Genomic DNA, 12,550 nt, shown 5'->3' on the forward strand with positions numbered 1-12,550 from the left:
GCGATTTGAAACGCCCGGAGCATAGACGAAGCCTCAGCCGTGTTCACCCTCGGAAAGCAGGAGATGTTTCAAGCGGTCGTGAGAGACCCCGCCGACCGGCGCGTCGAGCACCAGCCGGCCCCTGTGCAGCACGGCAACGCGGTCGGCGATCGACAGTGCGTGGGTCAGGCTCTGTTCCGCCAGCAGGACGCCAGCGCCGTGGTCGGCGAGACGCCGAATCGCAGGAAACAGCTCCTGGCAAATCACCGGCGCAAGGCCGAGGGAGGGCTCGTCGAGCAGCAGGATCTCCGGGGCGGACATCAGCGCGCGGGCGATGGCGACCACCTGCTGCTGGCCGCCGCTGAGACGCCAGCAGTCCTGCTTCAGGATGCAATCGAGCAGCGGGAACAGGCGTGTGATCTCCGCGATCCGCTCCGCTCTTTCTCGGGCCGGGGCACGGCACGCGGCATGCAGTGTGTCCGAGACAGTCATGCCCGGGAACAGACGGCGACCTTCAGGGCAGTAACCGATACCGAGCCGGGCCCGGTCGGCTGTAGCAAGCATTCCGAGATCGCGGCCCCGGAACCGCCCTGCACCGGACTCGGATTGTTCCAGGCCCATGATGGCGCGCAGCAGGCTTGATTTTCCGGCGCCGTTTAGGCCGAGCAATGCGACGATCTCTCCGCCGGAGACGGAGAGATCGAGCTTGTCGACCGCGATGCCGCCTCCTCTGAGGACAGAGACGTTGCGAAGCTCAAGCAGCGCGGCACTCATAACGGGCTCTCCCCGAAATAGGCCCGGATGGCGCGCGGATCCTGCACGATCTCCTTCGGCGTCCCTTCCGCGACGATGCGGCCGGCGCTGAGGCAGACCACTCGGTCGGCGAGCGGCAGCAGGAAGTCCATGGCGTGATCGACCAGCAGGATCGCATGTCCTTCGGCGGCGAGAGCCTTGAGAAGCTGGGCGAGGTCAGCGCGTTCGATATCGTTCATCCCTGCCGCCGGCTCGTCGAGCGCGAGCAGCGAGGCACCGGTGGCGAGCGCTCGCGCGATCTCGAGACGCTTTTGTGCCGCGGGCGGCAGGCTTCCGGCGAGATCGCCGGCGCGCTCGCCGAGCCCGACCCGTGCGAGCAGCGCTTCCGTATCACAAGGCCCGACCGCTTCAAGGCTGTCGCCCAAGGTGAGGCCGGGGGCGATCTGCGGGTGCTGGAAGGTCCGGACGATCCCGGTGCGGGCGATCCTTTCCGGGGACCGGCCTGTCAGATCCTCGTTGCCGAAATGGATACGGCCGGAGCCGGGTTTCTCGATCCCGCTGATGAGGTTGACCAGCGTCGTCTTGCCGGATCCGTTCGGTCCAATCAGCCCGACAATCTCGCCGGGAGCGACGGAAATGGATACGTCGTCCAGCGCCGCCACACCGCCGAAATGCTTTGTAACATGTTCCACAGAGAGCGCCGCGTCGCGACGGGGGTGCGGGGCCGGTAGCTTCGCTTCGCTCCTGGGCGTCCGTCTCTCCGGCAGCAATCCGGCGAGACCGTTTGGCAGGAAAATGATGGCTCCGAGCAAGGCCGCGCCGTACGCAACGAGATAGTAATCAGCAAAGTCCCGGAACCATTCCGGCAGATGCACGAGCAGCAGCGCGCCGAGCACCGCGCCCAATGGGGAATCCCGGCCGCCGATCACCGTCATCGCCAGCAGAAGGACCAGGATGTGGAAGGACAGCACGTCGGGCGAGACGACGCCGACCGCGTGGGCCTGCAATGCGCCTGCGAAACCTCCGAAACCGGCGCTGGCGAGGAAGAAGCGGAAGCGTATCGCGGCACCGTCGATACCCAGGGCGGCCGCGGCACTGGGTGCTGCACGCAAGGTCTCGACCGCGAGACTGCGCCTCCCCGCGGTGAGGCGGTGCGAGATCCAGAGCGAAACGGCAACGCAGGTCCAGACAAAGGCCGTCAGCGGCAGGCCGAAGCCGATCTGAAGACCGGCAATCGAGATTTGAGGGATGCCGAAGAGGCCGTTGGCGCCGCCGGTCACCTCGGTCCAGTTGATTGCCGCGAGGAGCGTCAGTTGCGCGATGCCGAGGGTGGCGAGGGCGAAATAATGCGAGGCGAGGCGCAGCACCGGGATCGCGATCAGCGCGGCCAGCAGGACCGGCAGGGCCGTTCCGGCAATCACGGTAAACGGGAAGCCGAAGCCAAGATCGAGCGCGGTCAGGGCGGCCGCATAGGCGCCGAGTCCGAAGAAGCATCCCTGTGCGAGGGAAAGCGCGCCGAGACGGCCGAAGACGAGCTGGTAGCCGATCGCCGCGATGGCGTAGATCCCGGCCCGCGTGAGAACGTCATGACCGTAGCTGCCGGCGAAAGCCACAGCATAGACCGTGAGCGCGGCACCGCCGACGAGGAGCAGCAGGGAGCGGCGGTCAGACACGGGTGCGGGCCCGTTCCGGCAGCAAACCGCTTGGGCGGAAGGCGAGCATGGCGAGAAGAACGCCGTAAAGCAGGGCTTCCGCGACGAGATAGGAGGTGAAGGCGGCGACCAGGGTCTCGAAAAGGCCGATCAGCAGGGCACCCAGCACGGCGCCGTCGAGCCGTCCCCATCCGCCGATGGTCACCGCGATATAGGCCTTCAGCATGAAGAGGCCGCCGTCGTTCGGGCTCACGAAGAACTGGTTCGAGAGCAGCAGGCCGGCCGCACCGGCGAGCGCGACGGCCAGTGCGAAGGAGAGGGTAATCATGCGTGCCGGGCGGATGCCGATGGCGGCGGCCATCTCCGGATCCTGTGCCACCGCCCGCATCCGCCGCCCGGTCTGCGTCCTGCCGAGGAAGAGGCCGGTGGCGGAGACCAGCAGCGCGGCGCTTCCCAGAACGCCAAGCTGTTGCAGTGAAAGGGTGAGCCCCCCGACGACCGGACCGTCGCCCGCGATCAGCGGCGGGCCGACGCGCGGCGCGGCGCCGAAGACGGCGTTTGCCAGATGCTGCAGGACGAGGCCGATTGCGATGGTGCTGACAAAGACGGCGACCCGCGGTCTCTTGCGAAGCGGGAAGTAGGCGAGATGGGCGAATCCGACGCCGAGCCCGCCCATCAGCAGCATCACGAGAGGCAGGAGTAAAAGACCGGGGAGCCCCGCGGCATCGCCGACCAGGGGCGCAATCGCGATGGCGGCGAAGCCGCCTGCCATCACGAGCTCGCCCTGGGCGAAATTGACCGCGCCGACGGCGTTGATGACGATGACGAAGCCGAGCGCGATCAGGGCGTAGGCCGCGCCGAGGGCGAGGCCGTTCAGCAGGATCTGCGCGAGGGCGAGAGACGTCATGCGGGAAGTCTCGGCTCTTTAATTGGAGCCGTCGACATTCTCGTACCGGCTTGCGATCGCCGGCACGCGGCTCTTGCCGTCATAGCAGACCACGACCGCGTCATGCGCCATGTTGCCCGTGCCGTCGGACTTGTAGGTCATGGCAAGCCCGTCGAAGCTGTTGGCGGCGAGCCAGTCGCGCACCTCTGCGGCACTTTTTGCTCCGGCGGCTTTGGCGGCGACCAGCATGGCGGCACCGTCATATTGTGCCAATGCGAACGCGTCGGGCTCGATGCCGAAACGCTCGCGGTATTCGGCAGTGAAGTCGGCAACCGGGCCGGCCGCTTCGGAAATCGGCGAGGAGGCGCTTTCGGCGCAGACGCCCTTGAGCTGGGACGCCTCCAGCAGCGCGGCCGTGGTCGGCTGGTGCATCGCGGAGCCGGCGACCACCGGGAGCATGTTGCCGCTTTCCCGCGCCTGGCGGATGACGAGAGCGGTGGAGCCCGAATGAAGATGCAACAGCAGAATGTCAGGGTCAGCCGCCTGCATCCGCGTCAGGACCGGCAGCATGTCCTTGACTGAGATATCGACGGCTTCCTCGAACACCAGCGGCGCGCCGAGACCGGAGAGGATCTTCTTCAGGTGCGCCGCGCCGCTCTGGCCGTAGGCGGTCGTCTGATAGAGCAGGGCGGGTCGCTTGGCGCCCAGTTTCTCGACCGCATATCGCGCCTGCGCGACTTTCACCACGCTGTCACCGGGAAAGAAGCGGAAGACGTTCGCGCTGCCGAGTTCCGTGATCTTCGCCGTACCGGAGACGGTGAGCAGCGGCACGCCCGCCCGGTCGGCGATCGGGATCATCGCCAGCATCTGCGTACCGAGCATGGAGGAAATTGCCGCGCTCGGCTCTCCTGCGAGCGCGCGGCGGAGGGCGGTGACCGCGCCTTCCGGCGTGGTTCCGGTATCGGTCACCTCGGTTTCGAGACCTTCCGCGGCGCCCAGTTTATCGATGGCCATGACCGCGCCGTTGCGCTGCGATGTCCCCTCAAGCGAAAGAAACCCTGTGATCGGGACGAGCACAGGCACGGTCTCGGCGCGGGCCGCGCCGGCGGCCGCGAGGATGGCGGCGAGGGCGATGGCAGTCTTCTTCAGGAACATTCCCGGCACTCCAATCGGTCCGTTCTCGCGAACGGCTTGCATCACGACCGGGGAGAGAGGAAATGCGACGGGTGGACCCGGTCTACGGATCCGGTGACGTCTCCCTGCGCCGGCATGACCCGGATCAGGTTCGATGGGTATCCTCTCAGTTCCGGATCGGTCTCCGGAACACCCCAGCATCACTTTGGCCCAACCTGCGGACGGCCCCGGGATTTGTCAAGGAGCACCCTGCGGGATACCGGCGGCCCGAAATTTTTTGAGGCTTTATCGCATTGATTTGCAAAGAAAGTGAGCGGATTTTCCGAAAGTTGAAAGAGAAAGTTCTTTCGAGTTCGCCATGATTTGTTAACCTTATATGCGCGGAAAAATTGAGGAGAGTGTTAAAGGGGCTCACGAAAGGTGAGTGCATATGTCTTTGTGTGTCACCAGATCGCTGTTCGTTGAATTGCTGCAGGACTATCCTCCCCGTTTTCCGGCGAAGTGCCCGCGCTGGCTCGACAGGAGACTGATCCGGCTCTCCCTGATTTTGGCTTTTGGCCTCTATGGTTTGCATACCGGCTTTTTCGGACTTGGGCCGGTCGCCTCCCGCCTCACCTACCAGCTTGTGAACCAGCTGAGCTCTCCGTTTCACGACACGTCCGAGCGTGAGAGCGTGCCTTTGGTGCTTGTCGATGACGAAGATCTCGACCGGCACGGTTGGCTCTGGCCGATCGCCTACGGCAATCATGCGCGCATTCTGGGTGAAATACTGAATTACGGTCCGCGAGCCGTCTTCGTCGATTTTTTCTTCATCGACCGGCGCGGGGATCCCTCTCTGAAGGACCTCGTTGCGGTTCTCCGGCGCTATGCGGCCGAGAAGGTGCCGGTCTATGTACCTGTTCTGAAATGGAAGAAGCAGCGGGAGGAGCTGCGCAATCTCACGATCGGGGTTTCGACGCGGCTTGATCCGTCGCCCTTGGGGGAACTCGCCTACGACCTCCGCGACGGGCACCTGTTGTCGCCTGCTTTCAGTCTCTACAGGGATGCCTGTCTCGCCGGCGATTGCGGAGCGAACGCGGACGCATTTCTTGCGCTCGATGATGGTTTCCGGGAACCGATGCAGATCGAATGGGGGTTGGTCCCTTCGCAAAAGAACGAATTTCTGAAAGGTTGCACATACTCGGCGGCGAAGCAGAGCCAGTGGGATGTCCTGAAAGCCGCCGTGGGCAAGCTGATCATGTTCGGGGAGCGGCCCGACGAAACATGTCCCTACATGCCGCTGATATCCACGACGAACCTGCTTCGCGACGGTTTTTCTGCGGATATGAGGGACGCATTCGCCGTCGAGCTGGAGGACCGCATCGCCGGGAGGGACGTGATCTACAGCCAGGCTCTTTTCGGGGTTTCGGCTTTTGTCGATCCGCCGGTCAATCCGCCGGTTTCCTCGGGATATCGCCACGCGATGGCTCTGGAGAACTTGCGTCTCCATGGTAGCGACTATCTGAGGACCCGGCTCGATCTCACCGTGCCTTACCTGCCGGAGTCTTTCCGGTCCCTGACGATCGATACCGGCTTTGTCCAGCATGTGGTGTTCGTCCTGCTGGCGACCATTCATGCATTTGCGTCGTTTGCGGAGGGACGGTTTCTCGGTCGCAAGGACCGGCCCCTGCGCCGCCGCTTCGTGATTTTTTGCACCGCCAACGCTTTCTACCTGACCGTGTTCATCCTGATTGCGATCGCGCAGGTTTTCTGGCTGCGCCTTACCCCGGCCAATCTGTTCGGGCTTTACGGCCTGATCGCGGCCGCCCGTGGTCTTACGGGATCTTATTACCTGAAACGACTGGAAGATTTTCTGTTCCGGGCGACGGCGCTTTCCGTCGTGCGTCCGGCCGGTCGCCAATTATCCGGAGAAACATTATGAAGCACTTCATATTCACCCGCATGGCCGCGGGGATCGTGGCCGCCACATTCCTTGCCACCGGCGCGGTTGCCGCGGGCAAGCTGACGCATGTTTCGAAAGTCATTCCCAAGGAACTCAATCTCTTTGATCCCGAGACGCAGGAACCGGTCAAATCCGTCCTTCGCGTCAAACTCCAGGGCAAGCATATCGCCATCGAGGACTCGGTCGGCGACGGCGCCGGCTATGTGATCCAGATCCCCGGCGAAGGGAAATTCCTGATCTATGCGGAGGATGTCGAGACCAATCTCGATGAGGAGTTCCAGAAGAATTGCCGCACCAAGGTTACCTCCGCTTCGGCGGCGGCGAGCGGCACCGGGCGCGGCTTCGGCGCGGGATGTTCGAAGCAATGAGGGGCGCGATTCTGGCATGCGCCATCCTGATCGGCTCGGCCGTTTCGGCCCCGTCGGCGGAAAAGGAAATCTGGACCGACGAAAATACCGGCGACCGGTGGGTCAAGGTCGAGAAAAACGGCAAGGAAAGCTGGGAGCTTCTCGATCAAGAGCTGCCGGAAGACCGGCTGATCCGGGTCTATGGCGAGATGTTCAGCCATGTGAATCTTGATCCCGCGGCGCTGAAGAAAATGCGCGCAGCGGACGAGATCGACGCGCTGAAGAGCGGGAACGTGATCATCCCGGCACCTGCAGCCGAGCGATTTCTGGGCAAGCTGCTCGGCGCCTGCCTCGACCGGCTGGAGACGGACCTGCCGCGCGTCGCTGTCGATTTCAAGATCGCCCACAGGCCGAAGGACGAGAGCGGAGCGCTTGTGCTCGAGGCACGCAAGAGCGGGCTGATCCTGGTGGATCCGCGGCTCTTCGCGCGGGTCAAGGACCCCGAGCACATCCTGTTCTTCATCGCGCACGAATATGCGCATGTGGTGATGCAGCACAACGAAGATCCGATAAAGGATGTCGAGCAGCGGATCGCCAAGGTTCAGAACGGCGGATTTCTGAGTTCCGTCGGGAGCAATCTGTTCTCCGGGCTGAAGAACGCGAGTGCGGTGCTCAGCATCGGCATGGAAGGCGACCGCATGAAGAACGCGGCGCTTCGCTTCCAGGAGGACCAGGCGGACATGCTCGGCGCGGATATCCTGCGGAGCTGCGGCTATGGCGCGAAGGATGTGACCGGCGCGCTCGATACCGTCTCGGCATGGGAGACCAAGGGCATGTCCTTCATGGCGGTGCGCCGTTCGATGGAAAATGCGGATCAGCGGATCGCTGCTTCGCAGACGGCGGAAGAACAGAATGCCGAGACCGGCAAGGAAGGCGGAGCGTCCTTTGCCAGTTTCTTCTCCGGCTTCGGCGGCTCCGACAGCAAGCAGGAGGGCGATCAGGACTCTTACGGCTTCGGCGGCGCGATGAAGGACAGTGTGCTCGCCGTCAAGGAGGAGACGGAGCATACACACCGCTCGGGCCAGGCGCGCGGACAGTTCATGGCGAATTACTTCGCCGTGCACTACAAGCGGGGCGCCGCAAAGTTCGGGGTCAAGAAGAGCAAGGGGCCGAAGGCGGATGCCGAGCTCTACCGGAAATTCATGGCAAGCGTCGAGGCCAAGACACTGCTCAAGACCTACGCGAAAAAATAGGTGCGCGGCGGTGCCGGCACTCCGGCGGCGCTGTTCCGCTCCGGAAAGACAGCCCGCGTCACCGAGACGCTTTCGGGATCATGTATCCTCCGCCTATCATGCCGGCCAAACAAACGGATGAGGCGGAGGAGGCCCAAATGTCGAAACTGAAACTCGCTGTCATTCCCGGAGACGGGATCGGCTGGGAAGTGATCCCCGAAGGCATCAAGGTCCTGGAGGCGGCGGGTGCCAAGTTCGGCATCGAGTACGAATTCACCGAGTTCGACTGGAGCTGCGAGCGCTATCACAAGACCGGCAAGATGATGCCGGACGACGGGATCGAGCAGTTGAAGGCATTCGATTCGATCTTCCTCGGCGCCGTCGGCTTTCCGGGCGTGCCGGACCATGTCTCGCTCTGGGGGCTGCTGATCCCGATCCGCCGCGAGATGGAGCAGTACGTCAATCTCCGCCCGATCCGCATGCTGAAGGGCATGACCTGCCCGCTCGCGAACCGGACGCCGGAGGATATCGATTTCTACGTCGTGCGCGAGAATAACGAGGGCGAGTATTCCGCCATCGGCGGCCGGCTCTTCGAGGGCACGGACCGGGAAATGGCGATGCAGGAAAGCGTCTTCACCCGGCTCGGCACCGACCGGGTGATGCGCTACGCCTTCGAGCTCTGCCGCCGGACGGGCAAGCAGAAGGTAACCTCAGCGACCAAGTCGAACGGCATCATCCACACCATGCCCTACTGGGACGAGCGCTTCGCGGCGATCTCGAAGGAATACCCGGAATTGAAGACCGATCAGTATCATATCGACATTCTGACGGCGAATTTCGTCCTGCATCCGGACTGGTTCGACGTCGTGGTCGGTTCCAATCTCTTCGGCGACATCCTCTCCGACCTCGGCCCGGCGGTGGCCGGCTCGATCGCCATCGCGCCGTCCGCCAACATCAATCCGGAGAAGAAATATCCCTCCATGTTCGAGCCGGTGCACGGCTCGGCCCCGGACATCGCCGGCAAGGGCATCGCCAACCCGATCGGGCAGATCTGGTCCGGCGCCATGCTGCTGGAGCATCACGGCCACCAGGAAGCGGCCGACGCCATCGTCGCGGCCTGCGAGGCGGTGATCTCGGGCGGCGGGCCGAAGACGCCGGATCTCGGCGGCCAGGCTTCGACCAAGGATCTCGGCGACGCCATCGCCGCGGCGATCTGAGGCCCGGGCGATGCAGAACCCCGTCTATTTCGAGGACCTGGAAATCGGCCAGGTCCTCGGCTCCCAGCGCAAGACGATGACGGAAGCGGAGATCATCGAGTTCGCCTGGCAGTACGACCCGCAGCCGTTCCATATCAGCGTCCCGGACGCCGAGGAGAGCCATTTCGGCGGGGTCATCTCCAGTGGTTTCCAGACGCTGGCGGTCAGCTTCCGCCTCGCCTGGCAGGCCAACGGGCTTCAGGCGACCAATCTCGGCGCCGGCACCATCGACCATCTGCACTGGCTGAAGCCGGTGCGCCCGGGCGACACGCTGCGCGTCGAGATGGAAGTGCTGGAGAAGCGGGAGTCGCGTTCCAAGCCGGACCGCGGTTTCGTGCGCTTCAAATACACGACCTACAACCAGCACGACGAAGCGGTCATGACGATGGAGTGCCCGCAGATCGTCGGGCGCAAGGGGGCCGCCTGAGCCGACGCGGCGGATTAGCCCTCCGCAGCCGCGACTTGGGCCTCCAGATGCGCGATGAGGTCGGCCGGAAGCGCGAGGCGTGCGGCCAGCGCTTCGAGATAGGCGCGCTCCATCGGATGGTCCGGGTCGATCGAGAGCCGTGAGGCGAGATAGATCTCCGCGCTCTGCTCGGGACCGTTGGCCAACGTCGAGATGTCCTGCAGGCTCGGCGGTTTGCTCAACGCGTCGAAGATGAATCCCTTATCCTCGGCATCAAGTTCGGCGGCACTCACACGCTCGAAGATCCGCTTCTGCTCCTCCGCATCGATATGCCCGTCGGCATTCGCCGCCGCGATCATGGCGAGCACCAGGGCAAGTTCAAACGGGCGGCCGTCGCTCGCCGGAGCGTTCGCGGGAAGGAAAGCCGAGTCCGGCGGAAGAGATGCAGTGACCGGCGCGGGCTGGGCGGTTTGCGCCGCCGGAGACGGCGCCGCCTGCTGTCCGGTTTGCCAGTTCTGATAAGCGCGGTAGGCAAGGGCGCCGAGCGCGGCCGCACCGCCGTAGCCCACCACGCCGCCGGCGACCTTCCCGACTTTTTTCCGCATCTTCTTGTTGCCGATCAGGACGCCGAGCAGGCCGCCGGCGGCGAGTCCTCCCGCGACGCCGGTCATTCCGCTGCCGGCGAGCTTGTCTCGCGCACCGGACACTGCATTTCCTGCAGATTGCGCTGCATTGGAGCCAAGAAACTGTTCAAGAAGAGTCTGCGGATTCATGCCTCACCTCTGATGTCGATACCGGTGTTCAGATAGGGAGAGGAGGATTTGGTCTCAATGGGGTGGGCGCCGATCGTGACCGCATGGCGACTCTTCGGTTTCAAATTGTGGATTTACTGTCATTTGCGAGTCCCGAAACGGTCATGTTCCTGCGGCGTGCCGGTCAAATCATCTGAGTAATGTCGCGGTCCTCGGGAAGGGGCCGCATGACAGACATTCAGAACCATCCAGCCATTCAGGTCCGGAACGTCTCCAAGACCTTCGGGAACGGCCGTCGCGCGCTTGTCGACGTCTCGGTGGAGATCGGTGCCGGCGAGATGGTAGCGCTGATCGGCGCCTCCGGCTCCGGTAAATCCACCCTGATCCGTCATATTGCGGGCCTCGTCGTCGCCAACAGGGGCGAGGAGGGTGGCGAGATCGCTGTGCTGGGCGAGCAGGTGCAGGCGGGCGGCAAGCTCTCGCGCGATGTCGCGCGGATACGGCGGCGCCTCGGCGTCATCTTCCAGCAGTTCAATCTGGTCCCGCGGCTGACCGTTCTGACCAACGTGCTCGCGGGCCGGCTCGGCCGTATGCCGAAATGGCGCGGGACGCTGATGCAGTTCTCCCATCCGGAGAAGCAGCGCGCGATGCAGGCGCTCTCCCGTGTCGGGATCGAGATCACCGCGCGCCAGCGCGCCGCAACGCTTTCCGGCGGCCAGCAGCAGCGTGCGGCCATCGCCCGCTGTCTGGTTCAGGAATCTGAAGCGATCCTCGCCGACGAGCCGATCGCCTCGCTCGATCCGGCTTCCGCCCGTCGGGTGATGGAGATTCTCTCCGACATCAACCGCAGCGAGGGGACGGCGGTGCTCGTCTCCCTACACCAGGTTGAATACGCCCGGCGCTACTGCAGGCGCACCATCGCGATGCGCGACGGCCGCGTGGTCTTCGACGGCCCGTCGCACGACCTGACCACAGACTTTCTTCGCGAAATCTATGGCGAGGCGAGCGAGGAACTCATCCTCCCCGATGCTGAGGATTTCGCGGCCGCCCATGAGCAGGCGGAACAGCGTCTCGTTGCTTCCGCCTGAGACATGCCCCCAGCAGCCAAGAGGAGCTGATCCGATGACCATCATGACCCGCCTGACCGCCGCCGCGGTGCTGGCCGCCGGCCTCGCCACGAGCGCCGTCCCGGCCTTCGCCGACCGGGAGAACCCGAAAGAGATCAATTTCGGGATCATCGCCACCGAGAACAGTTCCGCCCAGCGCGAGAAGTGGGGGCCGTTCCTGAAGGCGCTCGAAAGCTCGCTCGGCATGCCGGTGAAGCCGTTCTTCGCAGCCGATTATGCCGGCGTGATCGAGGCGATGCGTTTCGACAAGGTCGATATCGCCTGGTACGGCAACAAGTCGGGCATGGTCGCCGTCGACCGCGCCGGCGCCGAGATCTTCGCACAGACCACCGAGTCCAACGGCGACCAGGGTTACTGGTCGGTGATGGTCACGCACAAGGACTCCGGCCTGACCTACGAAGACGTCATGAAATGCGACAAGACCCTGAATTTCGGTCTCGGCGACCCGAACTCGACCTCCGGCTTCCTGGTGCCCTCGACGTTTGTCTTCGCCAAGGAAGGCGTGAACCCGAAGGATTGCTTCAAGACGGTGCGCAACGCGAACCATGAGACCAACCTGATCTCCGTCGCGACCAAGCAGGTCGATGCGGCGGTCGCTTCTTCCGGCGGCCTCTACAAGCGCCTGAAGAAGGCCCGCCCGGAGCTCTTCGCCGAGGTTAAGGAGATCTGGCGCTCCCCGCTGATCGCCTCCGATCCGATGGCCTGGCGCCCGGAACTCAACAAGGATCTGAAGGCCAGGATCATGTCCTTCTTCATGACCTACGGCCGCCTCGGCACCGATGCTGAAGTCGCAAATGCGCGCGAGACGCTGGCGATGATCGACATGGGTCCGTTCGTGCCGTCCTCAAATGCCCAGCTCTGGCCGTTCTACGAGATGGACCAGATCCGTCAGCGTATGTCCATCGAGGGCGACGAGACCATGTCGAAGGGCGAAAAGAAGGAAAAGATCGCCGCGATCGACAAGAAACTCGAGGCGATCCGTGCCGCGGCGGCTGCTCGCCCGCGTATGTAATCCCGTCGGCCCGGATATCTCCAGGCCGTTCACCAGCGGGGGCCGGCGGCCCCCGCTCTCATTTCAGGAGCC

Annotated in this window: 12 protein-coding genes and 1 riboswitch; of the genes, 7 read left to right on the forward strand and 5 right to left on the reverse strand. The window is 64.0% G+C overall.

Features of this window, described 5'->3' with window-relative positions:
* Positions 1–33: 33 nt before the first annotated feature.
* Genes JJ959_RS03630 through JJ959_RS03645 form a run of 4 tightly spaced genes read right to left on the reverse strand, consistent with a single transcriptional unit; the run spans position 34 to position 4,425 of the window.
* Entirely contained in the window at positions 34–753 is a 720-nt protein-coding gene (locus JJ959_RS03630) for an ABC transporter ATP-binding protein (protein WP_292879906.1), read from the reverse strand.
* The gene (locus tag JJ959_RS03635) at positions 750–2,405 is read right to left on the reverse strand and encodes a branched-chain amino acid ABC transporter ATP-binding protein/permease (protein WP_292879907.1); all 1,656 of its coding nucleotides are present in this window, start codon (positions 2,403–2,405) and stop codon (positions 750–752) included. Before JJ959_RS03635 ends, JJ959_RS03630 begins: the two co-directional genes overlap by 4 nt.
* Positions 2,398–3,291 carry a branched-chain amino acid ABC transporter permease gene (locus tag JJ959_RS03640; protein ID WP_292879908.1) on the reverse strand — a complete coding sequence of 298 codons (894 nt, stop codon included), beginning with the start codon at positions 3,289–3,291 and terminating at the stop codon, positions 2,398–2,400. Before JJ959_RS03640 ends, JJ959_RS03635 begins: the two co-directional genes overlap by 8 nt.
* Positions 3,292–3,309: 18 nt before the next feature.
* Positions 3,310–4,425 carry an ABC transporter substrate-binding protein gene (locus JJ959_RS03645; protein WP_292879909.1) on the reverse strand — a complete coding sequence of 372 codons (1,116 nt, stop codon included), beginning with the start codon at positions 4,423–4,425 and terminating at the stop codon, positions 3,310–3,312.
* An 83-nt stretch (positions 4,426–4,508) separates the two neighbouring features.
* Positions 4,509–4,611: riboswitch (TPP riboswitch) on the reverse strand.
* Between the two features lie 223 nt (positions 4,612–4,834).
* On the opposite strand from JJ959_RS03645, the gene JJ959_RS03650 reads away from it, so the two are divergent.
* From JJ959_RS03650 to JJ959_RS03670, 5 genes are all read left to right on the forward strand, one after another.
* Positions 4,835–6,325 (forward strand): CHASE2 domain-containing protein, encoded by a 1,491-nt coding sequence (locus JJ959_RS03650; protein ID WP_292879910.1) that lies wholly within the window; start codon positions 4,835–4,837, stop codon positions 6,323–6,325.
* Positions 6,322–6,714, forward strand: a complete 393-nt coding sequence (locus tag JJ959_RS03655; protein ID WP_292879911.1) for a hypothetical protein — start codon at positions 6,322–6,324, stop codon at positions 6,712–6,714. Before JJ959_RS03650 ends, JJ959_RS03655 begins: the two co-directional genes overlap by 4 nt.
* The gene (locus tag JJ959_RS03660; protein ID WP_292879912.1) at positions 6,711–7,946 is read left to right on the forward strand and encodes a M48 family metalloprotease; all 1,236 of its coding nucleotides are present in this window, start codon (positions 6,711–6,713) and stop codon (positions 7,944–7,946) included. Before JJ959_RS03655 ends, JJ959_RS03660 begins: the two co-directional genes overlap by 4 nt.
* A 137-nt stretch (positions 7,947–8,083) precedes the next feature.
* Positions 8,084–9,142, forward strand: a complete 1,059-nt coding sequence (locus tag JJ959_RS03665) for a tartrate dehydrogenase (RefSeq protein WP_292879913.1) — start codon at positions 8,084–8,086, stop codon at positions 9,140–9,142.
* A 10-nt stretch (positions 9,143–9,152) separates the two neighbouring features.
* A complete protein-coding gene (locus JJ959_RS03670; protein WP_292879914.1) occupies positions 9,153–9,608 on the forward strand; it encodes a MaoC family dehydratase in 456 nt (151 codons plus the stop codon).
* A 14-nt stretch (positions 9,609–9,622) separates the two neighbouring features.
* Here JJ959_RS03670 and JJ959_RS03675 read toward each other — a convergent pair whose 3' ends face one another.
* Positions 9,623–10,294: a DUF533 domain-containing protein gene (locus JJ959_RS03675; protein WP_292879915.1), complete on the reverse strand. Its 672-nt coding sequence runs from the start codon at positions 10,292–10,294 to the stop codon at positions 9,623–9,625.
* Positions 10,295–10,566: 272 nt separating this feature from the next.
* Here JJ959_RS03675 and phnC point away from each other — a divergent pair, with 272 nt between their 5' ends.
* Positions 10,567–11,427 (forward strand): phosphonate ABC transporter ATP-binding protein, encoded by an 861-nt coding sequence (gene phnC / locus JJ959_RS03680; protein ID WP_292879916.1) that lies wholly within the window; start codon positions 10,567–10,569, stop codon positions 11,425–11,427.
* Positions 11,428–11,461: 34 nt separating this feature from the next.
* Positions 11,462–12,478 (forward strand): phosphonate ABC transporter substrate-binding protein, encoded by a 1,017-nt coding sequence (phnD, locus tag JJ959_RS03685; protein ID WP_292879917.1) that lies wholly within the window; start codon positions 11,462–11,464, stop codon positions 12,476–12,478.
* Positions 12,479–12,550: the final 72 nt, after the last annotated feature.

Origin of the sequence: Nisaea sp. (assembly GCF_017640745.1) — a bacterium.
Taxonomy (GTDB): Bacteria; Pseudomonadota; Alphaproteobacteria; order Thalassobaculales; family Thalassobaculaceae; genus Nisaea.

Excerpts from the sequence above, each read along its gene's own strand:
- JJ959_RS03640 (WP_292879908.1), bottom strand. The coding sequence starts at position 3,291 with ATGACGTCTCTCGCCCTCGCGCAGATCCTGCTGAACGGCCTCGCCCTC.
- JJ959_RS03665 (WP_292879913.1), top strand. The coding sequence starts at position 8,084 with ATGTCGAAACTGAAACTCGCTGTCATTCCCGGAGACGGGATCGGCTGG.
- phnC (WP_292879916.1), top strand. The coding sequence starts at position 10,567 with ATGACAGACATTCAGAACCATCCAGCCATTCAGGTCCGGAACGTCTCC.
- JJ959_RS03650 (WP_292879910.1), top strand. The coding sequence starts at position 4,835 with ATGTCTTTGTGTGTCACCAGATCGCTGTTCGTTGAATTGCTGCAGGAC.
- JJ959_RS03655 (WP_292879911.1), top strand. The coding sequence starts at position 6,322 with ATGAAGCACTTCATATTCACCCGCATGGCCGCGGGGATCGTGGCCGCC.
- JJ959_RS03630 (WP_292879906.1), bottom strand. The coding sequence starts at position 753 with ATGAGTGCCGCGCTGCTTGAGCTTCGCAACGTCTCTGTCCTCAGAGGA.
- JJ959_RS03645 (WP_292879909.1), bottom strand. The coding sequence starts at position 4,425 with ATGTTCCTGAAGAAGACTGCCATCGCCCTCGCCGCCATCCTCGCGGCC.
- JJ959_RS03670 (WP_292879914.1), top strand. The coding sequence starts at position 9,153 with ATGCAGAACCCCGTCTATTTCGAGGACCTGGAAATCGGCCAGGTCCTC.
- JJ959_RS03660 (WP_292879912.1), top strand. The coding sequence starts at position 6,711 with ATGAGGGGCGCGATTCTGGCATGCGCCATCCTGATCGGCTCGGCCGTT.
- phnD (WP_292879917.1), top strand. The coding sequence starts at position 11,462 with ATGACCATCATGACCCGCCTGACCGCCGCCGCGGTGCTGGCCGCCGGC.